27 protein-coding genes are annotated in these 20,550 nt (G+C 37.3%); 6 read left to right on the forward strand and 21 right to left on the reverse strand.

The annotated features are described in order from the left end of the window. Both ABDH28_05120 and ABDH28_05125 read right to left on the reverse strand, forming a co-directional pair. On the reverse strand, positions 1-216 hold a 216-nt coding region (locus ABDH28_05120), incomplete at its 3' end, for an RNA methyltransferase substrate-binding domain-containing protein (GenBank protein ID MEN2998397.1). Between the two features lie 5 nt (positions 217-221). Further along, positions 222-1,514 (reverse strand): alpha/beta hydrolase-fold protein, encoded by a 1,293-nt coding sequence (locus ABDH28_05125; protein MEN2998398.1) that lies wholly within the window; start codon positions 1,512-1,514, stop codon positions 222-224. 267 nt (positions 1,515-1,781) lie between these two features. On the opposite strand from ABDH28_05125, the gene ABDH28_05130 reads away from it, so the two are divergent. The 3 genes from ABDH28_05130 to rsmI all read left to right on the forward strand — a co-directional run bounded on the left by ABDH28_05130 (position 1,782) and on the right by rsmI (position 5,495). Continuing rightward, positions 1,782-3,029: a flagellar hook-associated protein 3 gene (locus ABDH28_05130; GenBank protein ID MEN2998399.1), complete on the forward strand. Its 1,248-nt coding sequence runs from the start codon at positions 1,782-1,784 to the stop codon at positions 3,027-3,029. 407 nt (positions 3,030-3,436) lie between these two features. Further along, complete coding sequence (gene rpoN / locus ABDH28_05135; protein ID MEN2998400.1) at positions 3,437-4,879, forward strand: RNA polymerase factor sigma-54; 1,443 nt, start codon at positions 3,437-3,439, stop codon at positions 4,877-4,879. Next, entirely contained in the window at positions 4,842-5,495 is a 654-nt protein-coding gene (gene rsmI, locus ABDH28_05140) for a 16S rRNA (cytidine(1402)-2'-O)-methyltransferase (GenBank protein ID MEN2998401.1), read from the forward strand. The genes rpoN and rsmI overlap by 38 nt, the downstream gene beginning before the upstream one ends. 65 nt (positions 5,496-5,560) lie before the next feature. Here rsmI and ABDH28_05145 read toward each other — a convergent pair whose 3' ends face one another. The 3 genes from ABDH28_05145 to ABDH28_05155 are packed head-to-tail and all read right to left on the reverse strand — an operon-like array spanning position 5,561 to position 8,467. Continuing rightward, positions 5,561-7,006 carry an NAD(P)(+) transhydrogenase (Re/Si-specific) subunit beta gene (locus tag ABDH28_05145; GenBank protein ID MEN2998402.1) on the reverse strand — a complete coding sequence of 482 codons (1,446 nt, stop codon included), beginning with the start codon at positions 7,004-7,006 and terminating at the stop codon, positions 5,561-5,563. Positions 7,007-7,021: 15 nt separating this feature from the next. After that, positions 7,022-7,315 carry an NAD(P) transhydrogenase subunit alpha gene (locus ABDH28_05150; GenBank protein ID MEN2998403.1) on the reverse strand — a complete coding sequence of 98 codons (294 nt, stop codon included), beginning with the start codon at positions 7,313-7,315 and terminating at the stop codon, positions 7,022-7,024. 9 nt (positions 7,316-7,324) lie between these two features. Further along, complete coding sequence (locus ABDH28_05155; GenBank protein MEN2998404.1) at positions 7,325-8,467, reverse strand: Re/Si-specific NAD(P)(+) transhydrogenase subunit alpha; 1,143 nt, start codon at positions 8,465-8,467, stop codon at positions 7,325-7,327. Positions 8,468-8,954: 487 nt separating this feature from the next. Here ABDH28_05155 and ABDH28_05160 point away from each other — a divergent pair, with 487 nt between their 5' ends. Further along, the gene (locus tag ABDH28_05160; protein ID MEN2998405.1) at positions 8,955-10,541 is read left to right on the forward strand and encodes a bifunctional anthranilate synthase component II/anthranilate phosphoribosyltransferase; all 1,587 of its coding nucleotides are present in this window, start codon (positions 8,955-8,957) and stop codon (positions 10,539-10,541) included. On the opposite strand, the gene ABDH28_05165 is transcribed toward ABDH28_05160, so the two are convergent. The 16 genes from ABDH28_05165 to rpsQ form a co-directional block, all read right to left on the reverse strand. Continuing rightward, the gene (locus tag ABDH28_05165) at positions 10,538-11,554 is read right to left on the reverse strand and encodes a hypothetical protein (protein MEN2998406.1); all 1,017 of its coding nucleotides are present in this window, start codon (positions 11,552-11,554) and stop codon (positions 10,538-10,540) included. The genes ABDH28_05160 and ABDH28_05165 overlap by 4 nt on opposite strands. A 7-nt stretch (positions 11,555-11,561) precedes the next feature. Beyond that, on the reverse strand, positions 11,562-11,894 hold the full coding sequence (locus ABDH28_05170; GenBank protein MEN2998407.1) for an STAS domain-containing protein: 333 nt from the start codon (positions 11,892-11,894) through the stop codon (positions 11,562-11,564). 179 nt (positions 11,895-12,073) lie between these two features. After that, the gene (gene rplQ, locus ABDH28_05175) at positions 12,074-12,427 is read right to left on the reverse strand and encodes a 50S ribosomal protein L17 (GenBank protein MEN2998408.1); all 354 of its coding nucleotides are present in this window, start codon (positions 12,425-12,427) and stop codon (positions 12,074-12,076) included. A 10-nt stretch (positions 12,428-12,437) separates the two neighbouring features. Further along, on the reverse strand, positions 12,438-13,454 hold the full coding sequence (locus ABDH28_05180) for a DNA-directed RNA polymerase subunit alpha (GenBank protein ID MEN2998409.1): 1,017 nt from the start codon (positions 13,452-13,454) through the stop codon (positions 12,438-12,440). Positions 13,455-13,469: 15 nt separating this feature from the next. Then, the gene (gene rpsD, locus ABDH28_05185) at positions 13,470-14,096 is read right to left on the reverse strand and encodes a 30S ribosomal protein S4 (protein MEN2998410.1); all 627 of its coding nucleotides are present in this window, start codon (positions 14,094-14,096) and stop codon (positions 13,470-13,472) included. A gap of 10 nt (positions 14,097-14,106) precedes the next feature. Then, the gene (gene rpsK / locus ABDH28_05190) at positions 14,107-14,478 is read right to left on the reverse strand and encodes a 30S ribosomal protein S11 (protein ID MEN2998411.1); all 372 of its coding nucleotides are present in this window, start codon (positions 14,476-14,478) and stop codon (positions 14,107-14,109) included. Positions 14,479-14,591: 113 nt separating this feature from the next. Next, positions 14,592-15,026, reverse strand: coding sequence for a 50S ribosomal protein L15 (gene rplO / locus ABDH28_05195; GenBank protein ID MEN2998412.1), 435 nt, complete (start codon positions 15,024-15,026; stop codon positions 14,592-14,594). Positions 15,027-15,041: 15 nt separating this feature from the next. After that, a complete protein-coding gene (rpsE, locus tag ABDH28_05200; GenBank protein MEN2998413.1) occupies positions 15,042-15,578 on the reverse strand; it encodes a 30S ribosomal protein S5 in 537 nt (178 codons plus the stop codon). 9 nt (positions 15,579-15,587) lie between these two features. Continuing rightward, positions 15,588-15,953, reverse strand: a complete 366-nt coding sequence (rplR, locus tag ABDH28_05205) for a 50S ribosomal protein L18 (GenBank protein ID MEN2998414.1) — start codon at positions 15,951-15,953, stop codon at positions 15,588-15,590. 15 nt (positions 15,954-15,968) lie between these two features. Next, positions 15,969-16,505 (reverse strand): 50S ribosomal protein L6, encoded by a 537-nt coding sequence (gene rplF / locus ABDH28_05210; GenBank protein ID MEN2998415.1) that lies wholly within the window; start codon positions 16,503-16,505, stop codon positions 15,969-15,971. 9 nt (positions 16,506-16,514) lie between these two features. Further along, positions 16,515-16,910 (reverse strand): 30S ribosomal protein S8, encoded by a 396-nt coding sequence (gene rpsH, locus ABDH28_05215; GenBank protein MEN2998416.1) that lies wholly within the window; start codon positions 16,908-16,910, stop codon positions 16,515-16,517. Positions 16,911-16,923: 13 nt separating this feature from the next. Continuing rightward, complete coding sequence (locus tag ABDH28_05220; GenBank protein ID MEN2998417.1) at positions 16,924-17,109, reverse strand: type Z 30S ribosomal protein S14; 186 nt, start codon at positions 17,107-17,109, stop codon at positions 16,924-16,926. A gap of 10 nt (positions 17,110-17,119) precedes the next feature. After that, the gene (gene rplE / locus ABDH28_05225) at positions 17,120-17,722 is read right to left on the reverse strand and encodes a 50S ribosomal protein L5 (GenBank protein ID MEN2998418.1); all 603 of its coding nucleotides are present in this window, start codon (positions 17,720-17,722) and stop codon (positions 17,120-17,122) included. Positions 17,723-17,732: 10 nt separating this feature from the next. After that, positions 17,733-18,062 (reverse strand): 50S ribosomal protein L24, encoded by a 330-nt coding sequence (rplX, locus tag ABDH28_05230; GenBank protein ID MEN2998419.1) that lies wholly within the window; start codon positions 18,060-18,062, stop codon positions 17,733-17,735. A 9-nt stretch (positions 18,063-18,071) separates the two neighbouring features. Then, positions 18,072-18,437, reverse strand: coding sequence for a 50S ribosomal protein L14 (gene rplN, locus ABDH28_05235; GenBank protein MEN2998420.1), 366 nt, complete (start codon positions 18,435-18,437; stop codon positions 18,072-18,074). A gap of 9 nt (positions 18,438-18,446) precedes the next feature. Next, entirely contained in the window at positions 18,447-18,716 is a 270-nt protein-coding gene (gene rpsQ, locus ABDH28_05240) for a 30S ribosomal protein S17 (protein ID MEN2998421.1), read from the reverse strand. Positions 18,717-19,031: 315 nt separating this feature from the next. On the opposite strand from rpsQ, the gene ABDH28_05245 reads away from it, so the two are divergent. Next, positions 19,032-20,051 (forward strand): class II fructose-bisphosphate aldolase, encoded by a 1,020-nt coding sequence (locus ABDH28_05245; protein MEN2998422.1) that lies wholly within the window; start codon positions 19,032-19,034, stop codon positions 20,049-20,051. Between the two features lie 132 nt (positions 20,052-20,183). Continuing rightward, positions 20,184-20,405: a hypothetical protein gene (locus tag ABDH28_05250; GenBank protein ID MEN2998423.1), complete on the forward strand. Its 222-nt coding sequence runs from the start codon at positions 20,184-20,186 to the stop codon at positions 20,403-20,405. The last annotated feature ends 145 nt before the right edge of the window (positions 20,406-20,550 follow it).

The raw sequence follows: 20,550 nt of genomic DNA on the forward strand, positions 1-20,550 counted from the left end.
ATCAAATGCAACTCCCTGGTGAGAGGATGTTTTGGTTATGTTGTTTAATACAGGCCTGTCAACAAATCTTACTTTGACACCGCTTTTAGATGCTAGTCCTGTGATTGTTTCTATTCTAGGGTTTTCCTTGGCTTTGTCTATGATTATCTCTTTTATGTTTCTTAGGTGTTTTGAGTTAAGGACTTCAAGCGTAGGGTTTATACCAAAGAATATCATAACATCTACTTTCCGAAGAAAAATGTAAACATTTCTGGTAACTGTTCAGCCCAAGTTCGTTCATTATGCCCCTTGTTGGTAGATATCAGGTAGTATAGGTTTTTACCTTCTATCCAGCCTCTTTCCTTTAGCTTTTCATAAAGCTTTTTTGTCTCGCTTAAGAACATAGCATCAATATCAGTCGTGCCACAGGATAGGAATATCTTAAAATCAGGCTTGTCTGGTAATTCTTTCTCAATTATATAGTCAAAAACCCTATAGGGTTTTTCCTTAAACTGCTGAGAATTTGTTGGGTAATGCCCACCTGATAGAGAAGCTATAAGCCCAAACTTAGAGGGATTGTTGAATGCTATGTGTAGTGACGCTCCAGCGCCAAAACTTGAACCCGCTATTGCTGTGTTCTCCCTTCCTTTTTTGATTCTGAAGTTCTTTTCTACAAAAGGCATAACTTCGTTTACAACAAAATCCATATAGGCAAGTGATTTTTTCTGATTTTCTTCAATCAGTTTAATACCATCTTCGTTAGTTGGTATTCCATAAAGTGTTGAGAAACCTACATATTCTTTTGGCCTCTCGCCGGAATTTGCTATACCCACTACAATCACCGGCTCAATTCTGTTGTTTTTGATAAGAGTATCAAGAATTGTATCAACTTTCCATCCCCCAAAGGGTAACCCTTCCCCATCCCATAGGTTCTGCCCATCCTGCATATATATAACAGGATAGAATGATTTTGAACTATTATACCCCAGGGGTAAGTATATCCATAACTTTCTTTTTTCCAACCTTGAGATTTTTGTTTGTGGTTCAATTTCGTATGTTAGTATAAGGCTTCCTAAGTAGTTTTTATTTGTAACTCTACTCATAATCAAATTGCCTCTAAGTGCTACTTTTTTGTTCTGAGGGTCATTGAAAAGTCTCCTTGATATTTCGGAAAACTTTACCTTAAATACGTAATCTATCAGATCCGAGTTACCAAAGTTTGTTTTAAATACAAACAGGTCACTTATACCAACTCTCTCCATAGCGTTTGTTGTGAACTTATCGCCAATGTAGAGTATTATTTCAACATCTTCCGGTGACTTGCCTCTTGCTTGAAAATATAGGAATATTATTTCGTTATCCTTTAATATAGGTAGCTCTAGGGGTAGTATTGTGTTACTCACAAAAGAATTTGCTTCAAGTTTTGTTTCTTTTGATTGTATTTCCCTAAGAATTTTCTCAATATCTTGCCCCAAAGACAGTTGGTTATTTAATACCAGTGTCAAAAAGGCCAGTGCTGTGCAGAATTTTTTCACAGTAGTATTATTTACCAAGCGTGTTCCCAAAGTCTAGTAGGTGGAAGTAGAACCAATAAGTTTAATTTGTAAGATTGCTAGCTTTAGACAAAATGTAGGGTCTTATTGAAGTTTTACTTTTACTTACTCTCTGTAAGTCTTGTGTTTAGTTTGTGAAAGGAGAATGTGGGCTTATGAAAAATTTCAATTATTTGTTAGTAATCCGATTCTGTAGAGTAAGGAATTCCCTACCATGACGGTAGGAGGTAAGTGACAAGGAGGTTTGGTATGATAGGGAGGGTAACACAAAACGCAATATCCGATGAGTTTCTTTTCTACTTAAAAAGCAGGATGTCGGAGATGAATAAGAGGCAAATAGATTTGACGAGTATGAGCAAGATAAGAATTCCGGAGGATGATCCAGTAGGGACTACAATGTCAATGCAATTTCAGAGTAGAATTAAGGAAATAGAGACATACATTTTGAATATAGAAGAAGGAGAGGCGAGACTAAATGTTATGGATTCAAATCTTCAGTCTGCTACGGACATTTTGCACAGGATAAGGGAGCTCACAGTTCAGTCCGCTAATGGGGTATACGCGAAGGAGGATACGAAGAAGATGGCTATAGAGGTAGATCAGCTTATAAGGGAACTTGTGAGTATAGCAAACTCCTATTACAAGCAATCCACTTTGTATGGTGGGTATAAGACGGATCTTCCGTTTAGGGTGGAGTATGGGTTGTCGGAGGATCTGGACTATGAGGTTGTTAAGAAGGTTGTATATATGGGTGATGATGGGGAAGTGATGAGACAGGTTGATACTGAAGATTTTGTGCAAATAAATCTAAGTGGCAATAGGTTATTTGCTTCCGAGAACATGATAATAAGGTCTTCTACGCCTGGAACGGGTTTTGTAGCAGATAGGGATATGAGTTTTAAGATAAATGGTATGGAGGTAAAGGTAAATAAGGGTGATAGTCTTGAGATGATAGTGGAGAAGATAAACGATTTGAAGATACCAGTTAAAGCTTATATTGACAATTCAACAGGTAACAATTTCCTAGTTTTGGAAACTACTGTGCCTCATAACATAGTGGTTGAGGATGTAGGTGACGGAGATGTTATGGAGAGACTTGGAATAATAAGAAAGGGTGTTTCGGCTCCACTTAACTACAATCCCGAGGCTAAGATATACGTAATGTCTCTGTTTGATGTACTGATAAAGATAAGAGATGATATGTTGGGAGGTAGACAGCAGAACCTCGGAGGAGAAGATCTAGCCTTGATAGATAACGGACTTGACAACTTTCTAAGATACAGAGCAGAGGTTGGTGCAAGAGCGGAAAGGTTGAGGATAGTTAACTTGAGGCTACAGACAGATATGGTATACGTGAAGGATATCTTAGCAAAGACTCAGGCAACTGATATTCCTAAAGCGATAACAGAATTAAAACTTCTTGAACTAACCCACCAAGCAGGATTGCAAATAGGTGCAAGACTTATGGGACTTTCTTTGCTTAACTTCTTGAGGTGATAAATTTTCGTAGTAGTAGAAACATTTCTTTGTAGCATTCTTAGCTCTTTGCTATATAGGACTTTGTAATAGTTTTCTGGGTTTCAATTTTTTCTAACTGTAAGGGTTGTAGAAACAATTTAGTTTGTAGAATATCGTTTTCGTGCTGGAATTATGATTAGTAAAGAGTTTAGAAAGTTTAGTTTTAGTAGCCTTAGATACTCAATGTGACGTTTCGTTAAGTTAGCAATAAAGTCTAGAGTTTACAATCAGGTTTAGTTTCTTTTTATTTCTCTCGCAGTCCCTGACGGGACTGGGTGAAATTACTCCTTTGATAAGCACTTATTACCTGGTGGAGATTGGAATTTTTTATTGTTAATTTGGAATGAAGAAGGAATCTAGAGTGGTGATCATTTATAATTTGTTTTATGAGGGACAATAATGTGCCTGAACAGACATACAAACTTTCAATAAAACAGATACCTTCACATCTACTTCTACAGACTACTCAATTGTTGGGGTTGCCAATTTTGGAACTTAATGATAGAATAAAGTTAGAGCTTGAAGAAAATCCTCTGCTTGAGGTAGAGGATGAAAATACTTTATCTCTTATTTCCACAGAGTATTCCAAGGTGGATACTGATAAGGTTGACGAGATAGACAGAGACTTGGGGGAAGTCAGTGATACCTATGATGTTGCGAAGATAAAGGAGATAGAGTTATACGAAAGAAAAGTTCGTGGTGGTTATACACAGACAATTGAAGGTACTCTTTCTGAAAGAGAGACACTTCAGGAGCATCTGCTTTTTCAGGCTAAACTTGATATAAGTGATGAAAGATTGTTCACTCTTGCTACTTACATAGTTTATGAGCTTGATGACAATGGTTTTTTCAAAGGTAGTATTGAAAATCTTAGGAATGTGGAGGGGTATTCATTTCAAGATAGTGAGATTGAGGAGATTAGGGAAAGAATAAAAAGATATGATCCGGTAGGGTGTGGTAGTAAGACTCTTGAGGAAGCATTAGTTACCCAACTGGAAGTATACTATCCAAACTTGCCTAAGCTGGATGTTTATAGAAGAATTATAGAGGAAGATCTTAAACTTTTAGCTACAGAGGGTGATAGAGTTAGACAAAAGTATAACCTTTCAAGGGAAGAGTTTGAGAACTTGAGAAGTATTCTTAGGTTCTTAAGTCCGAAGCCTGGGGCAAATTTTTCTGTTTCTCCTAGCATTGTTGTTCCGGAAGCGATTGTGAGGAAAGTGGATGAGAATACTCTAGAGGTAGAGTATAACGACTCTTATGTTCCTACTTTGAGAATAAGAAAAGAGTATGTGAGTGCTATAAGAAAAGTTGATTCTCCAGAGTTGAAAAGTAAGCTAAACAGAGCTAGAAGCTTAATTTTAGCAGTTGAATATAGGAAAAAGACATTGAGAGCTATAATTGATAAGATTGTGCAACATCAAAGAGACTTTCTTCTTGGAAAGCAGAATTTTCTGAATTCTTTTCTTCTGGAGGATCTTGCCAGTGAGATGGAGACTACAGTGTCTACGATAAGTAGGGCGATAAGGGATAAGTTTATATTGACTCCTTTAGGACTTCTCCCACTTAAATACTTTTTTGTGAGGTCTGGTAAGGGAATTGGGGGTGAAGATGTGTCGGTTGACAGAATAAAAAAGCTTATCAAGGAACTAGTAGATGGTGAAGGTGTAAAACCACTTTCCGATGAAAAGATTGCTTTGATACTCTCAAATAAGGGTGTAAGGATATCTAGAAGAACTGTTACAAAGTATAGGAAAGCTATGGGTATCCCACCTGCTCATAAGAGGAAGAATGAAAAAAATATACATAGTAGCTACACCGATAGGTAACTTAGAAGATATAACAATCAGAGCCTTGGAGGTGCTCAAGAAAGTTGATATTATACTATGCGAAGATCCTGATTATCACTTGAGATTGCTGAGCTATTACGGAATAAAGGGGAAAAGGCTTATTAAGGTAACTTCTGCAAATGAGGAGAATAGTGTAAATGGTATAATGAAGCTTCTTGAAGAAGGAAAAGAAGTTGCCTTGGTTTCAAATTCTGGAACTCCGAATCTTTCAGACCCTGGGGGGATAATAGTCAGGGAATTACAGAAGAGAGGAATCAGGTGCATTCCTATTCCTGGTCCATCGGCGTTGACAACGGCTATTTCTGTTTCTCCTTTACCAATTCACAGGTTTATATTTTACGGGTTTATACCAAAGAGCGTGAGGAAGGTGGAAAAGGTGGTTGAGCAATATAAAAGTTTAGGGTTACCTATAGTGTTTTTTGTTCCTTCTAGTAGGATTAGAGAGTTCCTTGGACTGCTTTGTGAGAAATATCCTCACTTTGAGGTTGTGGTATTTAAAGAACTGACTAAGATCAACGAGGAAATTGTCAGTGGGTTTCCTTGTGAGATATTGGTTGAAGAGAAAGGGGAATTTGTAGTAGTAGTTAGGGTTTAGATTTCGTTTTTGAACTGGATTTGCGAAATGTCCTGATAGTATGTCCAGTACTTTTGGAGGTGTGTCTATGACTTTAACTCTTTGTATTCTCTTACGATTTCTGTAAGTCCTGGCTTAGCGTCTGCAAAAAGCATTAGAGAGTTTTCGTTGATGAAAAGAGGGTTGGGAATTCCAGCAAATCCTGGAGCTAGACTTCTTTTTATGACTATGACTGTTTTTGATTTATCCACATCTAGTATTGGCATGCCATAGATAGGAGAGTCTTTTGCTTCTCTTGCAAGTGGGTTAACAACATCGTTAGCTCCGACGACTATAGCTACATCTGTATCTGGTAAAAGTTCGTTTGATTCTTCAAGTGTTTTCAATTTGTCATAGGGTATATCAACCTCTGCTAGAAGTACATTCATATGGCCTGGCATTCTTCCTGCAACTGGATGAATTGCAAAGTATACTTCTTTGCCGTCTTTGGTAAGTTCGTTATACAGGTCTCTTACAGCTCCCTGAGCTTGTGCTACTGCAAGACCGTACCCGGGAACAATTGCAACACTGTTTGCACTGTCAAGAATCATTGCTACTTCTTCTGGTGTGGTGGATTTTACCTTACCCTGATAGAAAGATCTATCGTCTTGGACTTTTGCCATTTCTGGAGGTGTAATGTTGCCTAAAAGTATACCGTAGAAGTCTCTGTTCATTGATTTAGCCATTATCCTAGTTAGGATTAAACCAGAAGCGCCAACAAGAGCACCTACCATTATAAGTCCGTGGTTAAGAAACACAAAGCCTAGGGTGCCTGCGGATAGGCCAGCGTAAGATATGAACAGAGATATAACAACTGGCATGTCCGCACCACCTACTGCAAGAGTGAGTGATAGACCTAGTAGTGACGAAAGAATTAATATTCCGAACATATACGTAAGGTTACTAGGGTTTAGTGTTAGAAGTACTCCACAGACTATTATTCCTACAAGAAGCAGGAAATTTACGAGGTTTTTAGCTGGTAATACGATGGGTCTTTCTGTTATGAGTTTCTGAAGTTTGGCGAAGGCAACCATGCTTCCCCAGAAGGTGATAGTTCCTACGAACATGTCTAATGATACGGCTGCATGAAAATACATTGATTTTGTAGTTTCATCAAATGGTAGTTTTTCAACGTTTGGTGGAAGCTTGCCTTTAAGAAACTCAACGATGGCTACTAATGCTGAAACTCCTCCTCCGAATCCGTTAAGAATTGCAACAAATTGAGGTATAGCTCTCATATCAACAAGGTATGCGGAGAGGACTCCAGCGATTGATGCTAAAATTCCGCCTATTATTATCAATTCGTAAGATATAATGCCTTTGTATAGAAGGGTAGCAACTACTGCAACAGTCATTCCAAAAGCGCTCAGCCAGTTTCCTTTCCTAGCGGTTCTAGCGGAAGTTAGTAGCTTCAGTCCGAATATGAAGAATAGCACAGTGAAGAGATAAAACACAGTCTGGTATTCGGTTGCAATGTTTCTCAGAAACTCCATACTCTTCCTCCTTACTCATTGTTTCTTTTTCTTGTCACTTTTAAACATTGCTAACATTCTATCAGCAATAAAGTAACCACCAACTACGTTTACAGTTCCCATAATCAGTGCAGCAACTGCGAGAATAGTTGTGAGTAGGTTAGTAGCGGTACCAGTAACTTCAATAGCACTAACAACCATTATTGAAGCCATAGCATGGGAAGCGACAACAAGAGGAGTGTGTAGAATTGGTGGGACTTTAGTTATAACTTCAAAACCTATTACTAAAGCTAAGACAAATAAAATTATTGCAGCTATAATTGGATCCATAAGTTCCTCCTAACCTAAGGCTTTTTTGACCAGAGGATTTACAATCTCCCCATCTTTCGTGACTAAAGTTCCTGCTATAATTTCATCGTTAAGATCTATGTTTAGGGTTCCGTTCTTAACGATGGTGGACAGAAAGTTTTTGACATTGTTTGCATACATTTGACTTGCATGGATAGGAACGGTGCTAGGAAGGTTTACGAGTCCTGCTATCTTCACACCCTTGTATTCGTATATCTCTCCTGGCTTTGTAAGTTCGCAGTTTCCGCCTTTTTCTGCAGCTAAGTCAACTATCACAGACCCTGCTTTCATTCTTTCAACCATTTCTTTAGTTATTAGAACAGGTGCTTTTTTACCTGGGACTGATGCTGTGGAGATCACTACATCTGTATATTCAAAAACTCTTAACATCATTTCGCGCTGTTTTTGGTAAAATTCTTCACTCATTGCTTTGGCATAACCTGACTTATCACTAGCTTCTTTTGTTTCCAAGCCTAGTTCTATGAATCTACCGCCAACACTTTGGACTTCTTCTTTTACCTCAGGTCTTATATCGTATGCTTCTACTACTGCTCCTAGTTTTTTGGCAGTAGCAATTGCTTGAAGTCCTGCAACACCAGCTCCTAGAACAAAGACCTTTGCAGACATTAAGTTGCCGGCAGCTGTCATAAGCATAGGGAAAAGTTTTGGTAGGAGTTCAGAAGCGATAAGCACTGCTTTGTATCCAGCAATGGTAGCCATTGAGCTAAGGACATCCATACTTTGAGCTCTGGTTATTCTCGGCATAAGCTCAAAAGAAAAGCAAATGACTCCTCTTTCAGCAAAAAGCTTTGCAACCTCAGGATTAGCAAGAGGTTCTGTTAGACCAATGACAACAGTTCCTTTTCTCATTTTACTAATGTCGGAGATGTTGTTTCTATCAGCTCCCGGGGCTCTAACATAGGTTATAATATCGGCGGAACTGAGAATTTCGTCCCTGGTTGTAGTCTTTGCGCCAACTTTCTCGTATTCTTCATCTGGACAATACGCTCCTTCACCTGCCCCCTTTTCTACGAAAACATCTAGCCCTAGCTTCTTTAAAGCACCAACAACCTGAGGAACAATAGATACTCTTCTCTCATTGGGAAATGTTTCTTTCATTACTCCAATTATCATGTTTAACCTCTTTCGTGGATTATTCCTAAGTGTAAATGAAAAAGAAAATACCTGTCAAGCTGTTTCTTTCTGAAGTTTGTAGTAGAGTTTGGTAAGAATTAAAGTGAAATAACCTCCTCTTGCCTCGTAAAATAAAGGCAAAAGGAGGAATATATGAATAACAGAAAAACTATAAATCACTTCATCAAAAACTTTCTATTTGACCTTCCAACCAAGCTCAGGAAGAATATAGCGGAAGTTGCCCTCTTATTTGTTTCCAGATAGCGCTTTTCAGTCACAAAACTTCACTTCATACCAGGCTTCCTGATGATTGTTAGGGAAGATATTACCAGTTTTGATGAGGAGTGTGAGAAAGGTGAAGGAAAAAACATGTCTGATTATTGAGTTTTGGAATCTATTGTTGGGGTTGGGTGAAAGTTAGTGTTTCTTGGAAAAAGGTGTTCTGTTAGCTTGAAATCTTTTGGATCGTTAGGTGTATAATTTTTTTATGATTGTGTTTATAGATAATTATGATTCGTTTGTGTATAATCTAGTTCAGTATGTAGGCACTTTGTATAGTAATATAAGAGTTTTTAGAAACGATGAAGTGAGCATTGAGGAGATAAAAAAGCTTTCGCCGTCGGGTATAATTATCTCACCTGGGCCTGGGTGGCCGAAAGATGCGGGAATATCTGAAGAGGTGATAAGAGAGTTTTATACCAAGGTTCCAATACTTGGGGTGTGTTTAGGACATCAGGCTATAGGAGAAGTTTTTGGTGGTAGGATAATTCACGCTAAGAGGATAATGCATGGTAAGACATCACTTATAGTACATGATCAACAGGGTATCTTCAAGGGATTGCCAGTTCCTTTTAGGGCAACAAGGTATCACTCTCTAGTTATAGATCCTGTTACCTTACCAAAGGAACTTGAAATTTCGGCAACGAGTGAAGATGATGAGATTATGGGGGTGAGACACAAAGAATATCCATTGTTTGGTGTGCAGTTTCACCCTGAGTCCATAGCAACCGAGAATGGGATGAAGATAATAGATAACTTCGTTAAAATGATAAAACCGTCAGTAAGTGTTTCAGTATTCATAGGTAAGATAACCAACAAAACAAATCTTTCTAGTGACGAAGCTCAGGTACTTGCAGATGCGATAGTGAAGGGGGAATTACCTTCAACAGTTACCTCTGCTTTGCTTGTGGGGCTTAGAATGAAGGGGGAGAGTAGTGAGGAAATTCTTGGGTTTGCGAAAGGGATGCTTGATAATGCAGTAAGGATAAATGTTGAGGGTGAGAGCGTAGATAACTGCGGAACTGGAGGTGATGGAAAACATACAATAAATATCTCTACTATCTCTTCCTTCGTAGTAGCTGGTGCGGGGGATGTAAAAGTAGTCAAGCATGGAAATAGGGCAGTTTCAAGCAAAATTGGCAGTGCGGATCTTCTTGAAGGGTTGGGAGTAAAGATAGATCTACTGCCCGAAGATATGGAGAAAGTAATAAATCGTATCGGAATTGGTTTTCTTTTTGCTCCAATATACCACCCTTCAATGAAGAATGTTGCACCCGTAAGGAAGGAGCTAGGAATTAGGACTGTGTTTAATATTCTTGGACCTTTGGTAAATCCCGCAAGACCTAAATATCAGCTTATAGGAGTGTTTGACGAAAAATTGTTGAAGCTTTTGCCAGAAGTATTAGCAAAACTTGGAGTGAAGAGAGCATTTGTAGTTCATGGTGAAGATGGACTTGATGAAGTTTCTCCTTCATCACCAACCAAGGTTGCGTATTTAAACGAAGGCAATGTTAGATATTTGAGAGTCAAGCCACAAGATTTTGGTTTTGATCCCATACCTTACGAGGAAATCATAGGTGGGGATCTTGAGTATAACAAGAAAGCTTTTCTTGATGTTCTAAGTGATAAAGATATTCCTCAGAAAAATGCGGTGATAATCAATGCCTCTATGGCAATTCTTATATCAGGTTTAGCAAGAGATCTGAGTCAAGCTGTTGCCTTAGCAAAAAAGGCTATATCCTCGGGAAAAGCGTTAGAAAAATTTCAGAAGCTTGTAGAAGAAACAAACCGTTAGTAGATTTTGTCTGTACTCTCAAACCATCTTCTGGAGATAGGTCTAACTAAGTTTTCAAGCTCTTTTATGTTCTCGTCATAATACTTTATCCTTATCTTGTCCATTGCTTCATCGTAAAGTTTTTCCCAAACTTCATCGTATAAAGAGTCAAAAACATACTCCTTTATGTACTGGTATATTTTTTCGTTGAATAAGGGCTTATCGTAGTCAATTTGGGTGAATTTGTAAAAGTTTTCTCTGTTCTCGGAAGTTGTCTTGATAATTTCTCCTTTTATATTTTCATCAAGTACCATATTGTCAGGATCAACTCCTACTCCTTGCAGAATGTCATACAGTTTATACATCTTTTGGCTTTCAAATTCTTCACTACTGGTAAAGTAATTAAACACATCTATGTTGTCATAGTAGTAGACTATTTTCTCGGAATCTCTTTCGTAGAATTTCTCCAATTCTCTTGGATCATCCTCACGTATTTTCCTCTCAATCTCTACTCTCTCAGACTTTTTGAGCAATTTGGGAATGGAAACAAAAAGGAAGGATAGAAATAAAAATCCTTTGAAGGTAGTGTTATAATATTCCTCTAGTTTCTCGTAACTTGTTATTCCTTCTTCCATAAGATGGGATTGAATGAAATCCGAGATGAAATTTTGAGTGTCTATTATTTCTTGAAGAATTGCTAGATCTAAGTATTTTGAAGAATCTTTATCTCCTATCAAAGTTAATCTGTCAATTATAAGGTTCTTAAGATTTTCTCCGTCACTGAATATTTTGGTTGTTTCAAACTTTGCTTTCTTCTCTTTTTCTAAGAGTTCTCTTATGTAGTTTGATGAAAGTACTAGTTCAAGAGTAAGGTCAAAGATAACCTTAGAGAGTTTTTCTACATCACTTTTACCGAATTTGATATTACTAGTGTTGTCAACTATGGAGTATCCGACAAGTAATGAAAAGAAGGTGTTTATGAAATACTCAAAAGATATTTTTCTGTCACCTACTTCTGCAATAATCTTGGCCATACTCCCTCTATGAAAGAAGATTTATAGCTTCTTCAACAGAACTATGGATCTCAAAAACAGAATCTAATTCAACAATCTTGAAGATTTTCTTCAGATTGGAATTCAACCCGACAAGTATAACTCTACCCTTGTTAGAGATAATTTTTTTGTAGAAGCTAACTAAAACCCTTAAGCCACTACTGGAGATGTGTTGGACATTAGACAGGTCAACTATCACTTTCTTCATTTCTCTACTGACTAGTAGCGAGTTTAACCAGTTTTCAAGCTCTATGGAAGATTGGACATTTACAACACCTTCAATTTTTATTATGGAAATGTCTTTAACCGTATCTATTTTCATCACCTTTACCTTATTGTTTATTATAAAAGAGTTTTATGTGAAATTAAAGACAAAATTCTAATTATAGGTAATTTTAAAGGTTCTAGCAACTTCAAACTTCTAGCTGATTTAAAATCTTCCAAAACCATGTTTTAGGTTTAGCTAAAAGTTAATGAGTGGAAGTGAAAAGGGAGTAGGAATCAAACAAATTCAATTATTGCAAGTTCTGCATTATCGCCCTTTCTATACTTGCCTAATTTCACAACTCTGGTATAGCCACCAGGTCTATTTATATATCTAACTGCAATATTACTGAATAGTTTGACTAAGCCTTTCTTATCTCTCAGGAAACTAAATATCACCCTTCTATTGTGTAAGCTATCCTTTTTAGCTTTAGTTATCATTTTTTCTACGATTCTTTTTAGGTACTTTGCTCTTGAGACAGTAGTAATTATTCTTTCGTTCTTTATTAGTGATAGAGCTAGATTTCTTAACATTGATTTTCTGTGTTTTTTGTGTCTACCCAGCTTTTTTACCTTGTCTTTGTGTCTCATTTTCGCCTCCTTATTGATTTCTTTCAAATTCTTCTACTACTTCTTTTGGAAGGTGCATTCCTATACTGAGTCCCCACTCTTCTAGTTTTTTCTTCACCTCATCTATTGATTTTTTGCCAAAGCTTCTAAATTTTAGTTCTTCTTCGTGCTTGCTTACAAGGTCATATATCCTTGTGATGCCAGACTCTTTGAGTATATTGTATGTTTTTGCGGAGAGGTTTAATTCTTCTATTGAGGCGGAGAGTTTCTTTATCACTTCTCTGATTTCTATAACTTTACCCTCAGGTTTAAGGGTTGATAGCTCTCCTATCATAACTTCACTAATGCTTCTTATATAGGATTTCCAGACTTCAATGACCACTTTATATGCATCAGTTGGAGAAATACTACCATCTGTTTCAACTTCAATGATAAGCTTTTCTCTTATCTCATTGTCTACCCTTATAGTTTCAACCTCAAAGTTAGCTCTTTTGACGGGAGAATATAGAGCATCTATGTGTATAAGGCCTACTTCTCTTTCTTTTTCGTTGTTGTTGATAGCTTCTTCTGCTAGAATTGCTCCTTTGCCGTAAGTTATGACAAGTTTAATTCTTAGATTAGCATCTTCGTTGAGTGTCAGGAGTTTCAGTTCAGGGTTGAATACTACTACATCACTATCAAATTTTGAGATATCTCCAGCTTTAAACTCTCCCTCTCCCTTTAGAGAGATGAAGACTTCTTTTCTATCTTGTTCAGAGTTTAATTTTAGTCTTACTTGCTTGAGGTTGAGAATAAAATCAGTGTAATCTTCCTTTGCTCCTTCTATCGGAGAGAATTCGTGAAAGATTCCCTCTACTTTTACTGCACTAATAGCATACCCTGGAACTGATGAGAGTAAAAATCTCCTCAGAGAGTTTCCTAGGGTAGTTCCTACTCCTTCTTCAAGTGGACTTATAATTATTCTTCCATAGGTATTTGTCAAAGTTGATTTGTCACAGATTACCTCTTTTGGTAACTTGAGTAAGCCAAGAATTCTAGTAACTTCCATACTTTCCCTCTCCTACTAGAACTTAGAATAATACTCAATTATATAGGGCATATTAATATTTGTATCAAGGATGAGATCTTGTCCCTCGGGAATCCTAAGAATTTCTATGGTTTTTTTGTCAATATTGACGCTAAACCATTGTGCAGTGGACTGATTTTTATTTTTGGCATTCTTAATGATTTCATCGTTGTCCAAAACAAACTCTATTTTATCTCCGGGTTTGACAAGATAGGAAGGGATATTTACATATCGGTTATTTACCTTAAAGTGTTTGTGAGAGACTAGAAGTCTAGCTTCTCTTCTAGATCTAGAGAAGCCAGCTCTGTAGACTACGTTATCCAATCTTCTTTCAAGAAGAGATAAGAGATTATCACTGATGACTCCTCCTTTCTTTTGGGCTATGTCTAGGAATCTTCTTAGCTGTCTTTCGGAAATGTTGTAGAGTCTTCTCAACTTTTGCTTTTCCCTAAATCTTAAACCAAATTCGGAGAGAGATGGTTTTAATTTTTTTGGAGGTTCACCTGGTTTCTTTTTTCTGGAAGTCAGAGAGCACTTCGGTGAGTGGCATTTTTCACCTTTGAGGTATAGTTTTACTCCTTCTCTTCTGCACAACCTGCATACAGGACCTAAATACCTTCCCATGTTTAACCTCCTAAACCCTTCTCTTCTTTTTGGGTCTGCATCCATTGTGAGGCACAGGGGTTACATCTCTTATTTTTCTTACCTTAATCCCGGATGCGATTACAGACCTAATAGCAGTTTCTCTTCCGGGACCTGGTCCTTTTATGTGAATATCAACTTCCTTTATTCCGTGAACTATTGCTTCCTTAATTGCTCTTTCTGCTGCAACTTGCGCAGCGTATGGTGTTCCCTTTTTTGTGTTTTTAAAGCCACAGGAACCCGCACTAGCCCAACATATAACGTTTCCTTGCATATCAGTTACTGTGACAATAGTGTTGTTAAAAGTTGATTTTATGTGAACAATTCCTTCAGATACTTTCTTCTTCTCTTTTCTTCTTGCCATATAGACCTCATTGGTTCTATTAATTGTAAAAGAAAACTTTGGCTGAAATCAAATAGTAACTATTCTCTTTCTTAAGTGTGGCTTTTGTCTTCTGTAAGATGGTATCCGTGATATTAGGATGTCTGAGAAATGATTGCATTATTTTTCTCCAACTTTTGCTTTGCAGAAGCAGATATTTTATCTACTCTCACCACAAGATTTTTAACCTTGAGCTCACCATTTCCTAGTATTTTCACAGGTTTTTTACCGCTTACCAGTCCTTTTTGCTTTAGTGTTTGTGGTGTTATTTCGTCTCCGTTTGAAAATACGTTTAGTTTTTCAATGTTTACTATGTCATACTCTTTTTTTGACTTAGAATTGAATCCTCTTTTTGGTAATCTTCTGTGCAGGGGGGTTTGGCCTCCCTCAAAGTAAGGAGCAACTTTACCTCTTCCTCTAGCAGTTTGTCCTTTACCTCCTCTTCCCGAGGTTTTACCCATTCCCGAACCTATACCTATTCCTTTTCTTTTTGGATCTTTGATATATTTAGGTCTTCTTAGTTGCAACATATATCACCTCCGAGTTTACGGTTTGTTGTTGAAGTTTCCTTCTTTTTCTGTAGCGAAGGTTGCGAGAAGCCTACTTATGGGTATACCTCTTCTATTTGCAACTTCTTCCAAGCTTTCAAGAGAGTTTAAGGCTAAAACAGCAACTTTAGACACTAATATGGGGTTTGTAGAGCCTATTATTTTGGTTATAACGTCGTGGTAGCCTGCAAGCTCAAGGATACTTCTTAGGTTGGTTTCTGCGATAATTCCAGTGCCAGGAGCTGCGGGTTTCATTACTAACTTGCAGGATTTGTACTTTATCTCAACTTCGTGTGGTATGGTTCTTTGCTTTCTCTGAAATTTCACTTTAAACATATTCTTTTTGGCCTTGTTTATAGCTTTTCTTACAGCGTCAATGAGTTCATTAGCTGTAGCGTAACCTATACCTACCATTGAATCTCCGTCACCTACTGCAACTAAGGCGTTAAAGTGTAACCTCTTACCACCTTCTACAACTTTAGCAACTCTTCTCACCATCAATACTTTTTCTCTAAGGGTTTTTTCTTCAACCATACTGCCCTCCTAAAAGCTGATTCCTTCACTTCTCATACTATCTGCGAAAGCTTTCACTACTCCGTGGTACTTATAGAAATTTCTATCAAAAACAATTTTATTTATTCCTTTTTCAAAAAGTTTCTTAGCCATGAGACTACCGAGGATTTTTGCGTCTTCTATGGTATCTCCAAGTTTCTTTTCAAGCTCCTTAGCAATTGAGGAGATACTTGCCAACGTTTTGCCAGTTATATCATCTATAGCTTGGGCATAAATATATTTGTTTGATTTGAATATTACTACTCTAGGCTTGTTTGGTAACCCTATGATCTTTTTCCTGACTCTTTTTCTCCTTCTTTCTCTTCTTTCATTCTTTTTTTCTGTCTTGTTTATCATAGTCTACCTCCAAAATTATTTGGATTTCTTGCCTTCTTTGAGGGTGATAACCTCGTCTTCATATCTGATACCTTTCCCTTTGTAGGGTTCGGGCTTTCTTAGAGCTCTTATGTTAGAAGCAATTTGTCCAACTAACTCTTTGTTATAACCACTGACGGTGATCTTAACCTGCTCTTCCACGCTGAACTTTATTCCCTCAGGTGGAGTTATCTCAATAGGGTTTGAATATCCGATGTTGAGGATAAGCTTATTTCCTTCCATCCTTGCTCTATACCCAACGCCGACTAGTTGTAGTTTTTTGACAAACCCTTGGGTAACGCCTATGATCATATTGTTTATCAATGCTCTAGTTGTTCCCCACATAGCTTTAGCAAACTTATCTTTGCCCTTGGGAGTAACTATTATGTTCTTATCTTCAATTTTTACATTTATTATTGGATGGATATTTAGCTTAAGTTCTCCAAGCTTGCCTTTTACAGTTATAACACCATTTTCAAGTGATACATTGACTCCATCTGGTATAACAACGGGTTTTTTGCCTATCCTAGACATAACTACCTCCTACCAAATAGCACAGATCAGCATTCCACCTATTTTTAGGTTTTTTGCTTCTACGCTTGTCATAACACCTTTGGGAGTAGAGACTATTACGATACCCATGTTGTTCTTGAATGGCTTGATGTCTCTATAACCAAGGTATATTCTTCTGGATAAATGACTTAGTAGTTTTATTTCTCTTATGACGGGTTTTCCTTGATAGTATTTTAAGTTCACTTTGAAGAAATACTTGTTTTCCGGATCATCCTCGTAAGAGTCTATGTAGCCGTTGTCTTTCATTATGTCCAGTATTTTTGATAGAAATTTTGATTTCTTGACGCTTACGCTAAGATGTCTAGAATTGCTAGCGTTTTTTATTCTATTCAAGGCGTCTCCTATGGTATCTGCAATTATACCCATATTCCACCTCCTTCTACCAAGATGCTTTTCTTATACCTGGTAGATAGCCTCTGTGAGCAAATTCTCTAAAACACATTCTACAAAGTCCGTAATCTCTTATATATCCTCTAACTCTACCACAATTTTTGCATCTATTGTATTTCCTGACTTTAAACTTTGGTTCCTTTTGCTGTTTAACTATCAAAGCTTTTCTAGCCATTTCTCACCTCCTATTCTTTCTCCCTAAATGGAAAACCTAGATATTTTAGAAGTTTGTATGCTTCAACATCTGTTTTTGCTGTTGTTACGATAGTAACGTCCAGTCCATGAACTTGTTTTATCATATCATACTTTATTGATGGAAACACAACCTGTTCTTTTATGGAGAAAGATAAGTTTCCTCTTCCATCAAATCCTTTAGTGCTGATTCCGTTGAAGTCTTTTGTTCTTGGAAGAGCAATATGTATCAAGACATCTAGAAAGTTATACATCAAAGTCTTTCTTAGAGTAACCTTAGCTCCTATAGCCATGCCCTTTCTTATTTTGAAGTTGGATATAGATTTTTTAGCATAAGTTTTTACAGCTCTTTGACCAGTTATGAGTGTAAGTTCATCAACGACAACATCTAATGAATCTGGGTCAGTAACTGCTTCACCCCAGCCAACGTTTACGACTATCTTCTCTATTTTAGGAACAGCCATCGTAGATTTGTAACCGAACTCTTCAATTAACTTCTTCACCACTTCTTCTTCGTAAACCTTCTTACTCTTTGGGACAAATGACTTTATACCAACACTTTCACCAACTTCTATCACTGACTTTTTTTTAGCCATAAATCCTCCATTAGACTTTATCTATAGTTTCACCTGTCTTTTTAAAAACTCTAACCTTTTTGTTTCCAACCAGCTTAGCACCAATTCTATCACCTTTACCAAGCTTCTTGTTATATATCATGACATTTGATATGTGGATACTGCCTTCAGTTGTTATTATTCCTCCTTTAGGGTTGTCCCTGGTCCTGCGGAAGGTTTTTTTTATCAGATTAGCTCCTTCAACGTAAACTCTATCTCCGTCAAAAGCTACAATTTTCCCTACTTTGCCTTTGCTTCTACCGCTTATCACGATGACAGTATCACCTTTTTTTAGCTTAGTTTTAGCTTTTTTCTTAGCCATACTTCCTCCTCACACAACCTCAGGGGCTAAAGAGAGAATTTTGGTAAAGTTTTTATATCTGAGTTCTCTAGCAACGGGACCGAAAACGCGAGTTCCTCTTGGCATACCTTGATTGTCTATTATTACTGCAGCATTATCGTCAAATCTGACATAAGAGCCATCAGATCTTCTTATTTCTTTCTTAGTTCTTACAACAACAGCTTTGACGACTTCTCCTTTTTTAACTATTCCATTCGGCAAGGCTTTCTTTACACTAGCTACGACTACATCACCAACGGTAGCGTACTTTTTATTTCCTGGTAATACTTTTAGGCACATTATTTCCTTGGCACCAGTATTATCAGCAACATTTAGATAGGTAGTTAGCTGTATCATATCCGCCTCCTATACATTTGCATCCTCAGTTTTTTGTGCTTTCTCTATTATTTCAACTAATCTCCATCTTTTGAGTTTGCTTAAGGGTCTGGTAAACTTTATCTTAACAACATCTCCAACAGAGCTTTCGTTGTTTTCATCATGAACGTAGAACTTCGTTCTTTTTTTCACGAACTTCTTATACAATGGATGCATTTTATAGTATTCGTAAACCACCACTCTCGTTTTATTCATCTTGTCACTGATAACTTTACCGACCTTGTATATTACTCTTCCCATAACTACTCCTTGAGGGTGAGGAATATTTTAATAAAGAAAATTCTCTTTTTACAAGTTTGGGTGAAAATCCGTTTAATAAGTTCCAATTTTCACTAGGTGAGTAAGTAAGGGTCTAAACTTTTTGCTTGCTTATCCCTTTGTTTTTGGGTAACATCTGTCATTATAAACTTCACTTTACAAAGCCTCTTAGGTGCTTATTGAAAAAAGTATTCATCTGATCTTCAGGAGACCTTAGGTTTTATTGGAGTAGGAAAGCATATTTGACTTACTTTCGCAAAATCTGTTAAAATAGCGTTGAATGAAAGGAGGTAAAAAATGCCGATACATTATACAGAATTGGGTTTTTACAATACTAGAGTGATGTTCAAGCATGCTTATCAAAAAGGATTTGCAATTCCTGCATACAATTTCAATAACATGGAACAGCTTCAGGCGATATTGACAGCTTGTGTTCTTACGCAGTCTCCTGTAATACTTCAAGTTTCTAAGGGTGCAAGGCAATATGCAAACCAAACTTTGCTTAGGTATCTTGCAAAGGGAGCGGTTGAGTTTGCCAAAGAGTTAGCTCTTCAAAATGGTCTTGGAGAAATACCAATTGCTCTTCATCTTGACCATGGTGATTCGTTTGAACTTGCAAAGGATTGTATCGATAACGGGTTCTCATCAGTTATGATAGATGGATCTCATCTTCCTTATGAAGAGAATGTTGCCATAACCAAAAAGGTTGTTGAATATGCTCATCAGTTTGACGTGACGGTTGAGGGAGAGCTTGGAATATTAGCAGGCATAGAGGAACATGTTTCATCCGAAAAGTCTATATACACAGATCCTGATCAAGCGGTAGATTTTGTTGAGAAAACGGGGGTAGACTCTCTTGCTATTTCAATAGGTACAAGCCACGGAGCATATAAGTTTAAGGTAAAGCCAGGTGAGGAGTTACCACCACTTAGGTTAGATATTCTGGAGAAGATAAAGGAAAAATTGCCGGGATTCCCAATTGTGTTGCATGGTGCTTCTTCAGTTCCTCAGGATTACATTGAGATGATCAATAGGTTTGGTGGTAAAATGGAAAATACAGCTGGTGTGCGGGAGGATCAGATACAGAAAGCTGCTCAATCAGCAGTTTGTAAAGTAAATATTGATTCTGACGCAAGACTTGTAATGACTGCGATGATAAGAAAAGTATTCTCTGAGAAACCTTCCGAGTTTGACCCAAGGAAGTATCTTGGCCCAGCAAGGGAAGAGATGATCAAGCTCTATATGTATAAAAATGAAAAGGTTCTCTTTAGTGCAGGTAAAGCTCCTGACATAATGAAGGAAATAAAGGGACTGTGAGAAGTAAGCTAAAAACTATAACTTCTGGGTAGCAAAACTCAGTGAGTTTAAGTTTGCTAAATAAAACTTTTGTTGCTTTGGGTTTCTTAGACTGGATTTTGGTATAGGGATAATACGGTATATATCTATTCAGTGGACAATGCTGGGAATACAAGTTCTACCCAAAGTGTTAATTTTATTGTTTTAGTTCCTGTGTATGTTTCAACTGGTGGTAACGACACTAATGACGGTTTGACAAGAACGACTCCTGTTAGGAGCATTCAAACTGGAATAAGTAGAGCGGTGGGGAATAACCTCAGGACAATACTTGTCACAATTGGTTTATACACGCCTGGTAATGAGGTTAAATTCTAGTGGTAGTGATAGTGGTGTTGTGATAACGAGTGGGGATGTGAAGATAATAGGAGGGTAGGATGTTGGTTTTAATAGTGTGGTAGGTTATTAGTGAGTTGGATGGCAATAACAGTGTTAAGCATGTGATATTTGCTGAGGATGTTGC

It is taken from the genome of Brevinematia bacterium (genome assembly GCA_039630355.1).
GTDB lineage: Bacteria > Spirochaetota > Brevinematia > DTOW01 > DTOW01 > SKYB106.

What these genes read in the sequence shown, in the direction of transcription:
- ABDH28_05130 (MEN2998399.1), top strand. Translation starts at nt 1,782, where the DNA reads ATGATAGGGAGGGTAACACAAAACGCAATATCCGATGAGTTTCTTTTC.
- rpoN (MEN2998400.1), top strand. Translation starts at nt 3,437, where the DNA reads ATGAGGGACAATAATGTGCCTGAACAGACATACAAACTTTCAATAAAA.
- rsmI (MEN2998401.1), top strand. Translation starts at nt 4,842, where the DNA reads ATGAAAAAAATATACATAGTAGCTACACCGATAGGTAACTTAGAAGAT.
- ABDH28_05145 (MEN2998402.1), bottom strand. Translation starts at nt 7,006, where the DNA reads ATGGAGTTTCTGAGAAACATTGCAACCGAATACCAGACTGTGTTTTAT.
- ABDH28_05150 (MEN2998403.1), bottom strand. Translation starts at nt 7,315, where the DNA reads ATGGATCCAATTATAGCTGCAATAATTTTATTTGTCTTAGCTTTAGTA.
- ABDH28_05155 (MEN2998404.1), bottom strand. Translation starts at nt 8,467, where the DNA reads ATGATAATTGGAGTAATGAAAGAAACATTTCCCAATGAGAGAAGAGTA.
- ABDH28_05160 (MEN2998405.1), top strand. Translation starts at nt 8,955, where the DNA reads ATGATTGTGTTTATAGATAATTATGATTCGTTTGTGTATAATCTAGTT.
- ABDH28_05165 (MEN2998406.1), bottom strand. Translation starts at nt 11,554, where the DNA reads ATGGCCAAGATTATTGCAGAAGTAGGTGACAGAAAAATATCTTTTGAG.
- ABDH28_05170 (MEN2998407.1), bottom strand. Translation starts at nt 11,894, where the DNA reads ATGAAAATAGATACGGTTAAAGACATTTCCATAATAAAAATTGAAGGT.
- rplQ (MEN2998408.1), bottom strand. Translation starts at nt 12,427, where the DNA reads ATGAGACACAAAGACAAGGTAAAAAAGCTGGGTAGACACAAAAAACAC.
- ABDH28_05180 (MEN2998409.1), bottom strand. Translation starts at nt 13,454, where the DNA reads ATGGAAGTTACTAGAATTCTTGGCTTACTCAAGTTACCAAAAGAGGTA.
- rpsD (MEN2998410.1), bottom strand. Translation starts at nt 14,096, where the DNA reads ATGGGAAGGTATTTAGGTCCTGTATGCAGGTTGTGCAGAAGAGAAGGA.
- rpsK (MEN2998411.1), bottom strand. Translation starts at nt 14,478, where the DNA reads ATGGCAAGAAGAAAAGAGAAGAAGAAAGTATCTGAAGGAATTGTTCAC.
- rplO (MEN2998412.1), bottom strand. Translation starts at nt 15,026, where the DNA reads ATGTTGCAACTAAGAAGACCTAAATATATCAAAGATCCAAAAAGAAAA.
- rpsE (MEN2998413.1), bottom strand. Translation starts at nt 15,578, where the DNA reads ATGGTTGAAGAAAAAACCCTTAGAGAAAAAGTATTGATGGTGAGAAGA.
- rplR (MEN2998414.1), bottom strand. Translation starts at nt 15,953, where the DNA reads ATGATAAACAAGACAGAAAAAAAGAATGAAAGAAGAGAAAGAAGGAGA.
- rplF (MEN2998415.1), bottom strand. Translation starts at nt 16,505, where the DNA reads ATGTCTAGGATAGGCAAAAAACCCGTTGTTATACCAGATGGAGTCAAT.
- rpsH (MEN2998416.1), bottom strand. Translation starts at nt 16,910, where the DNA reads ATGGGTATAATTGCAGATACCATAGGAGACGCCTTGAATAGAATAAAA.
- ABDH28_05220 (MEN2998417.1), bottom strand. Translation starts at nt 17,109, where the DNA reads ATGGCTAGAAAAGCTTTGATAGTTAAACAGCAAAAGGAACCAAAGTTT.
- rplE (MEN2998418.1), bottom strand. Translation starts at nt 17,722, where the DNA reads ATGGCTAAAAAAAAGTCAGTGATAGAAGTTGGTGAAAGTGTTGGTATA.
- rplX (MEN2998419.1), bottom strand. Translation starts at nt 18,062, where the DNA reads ATGGCTAAGAAAAAAGCTAAAACTAAGCTAAAAAAAGGTGATACTGTC.
- rplN (MEN2998420.1), bottom strand. Translation starts at nt 18,437, where the DNA reads ATGATACAGCTAACTACCTATCTAAATGTTGCTGATAATACTGGTGCC.
- rpsQ (MEN2998421.1), bottom strand. Translation starts at nt 18,716, where the DNA reads ATGGGAAGAGTAATATACAAGGTCGGTAAAGTTATCAGTGACAAGATG.
- ABDH28_05245 (MEN2998422.1), top strand. Translation starts at nt 19,032, where the DNA reads ATGCCGATACATTATACAGAATTGGGTTTTTACAATACTAGAGTGATG.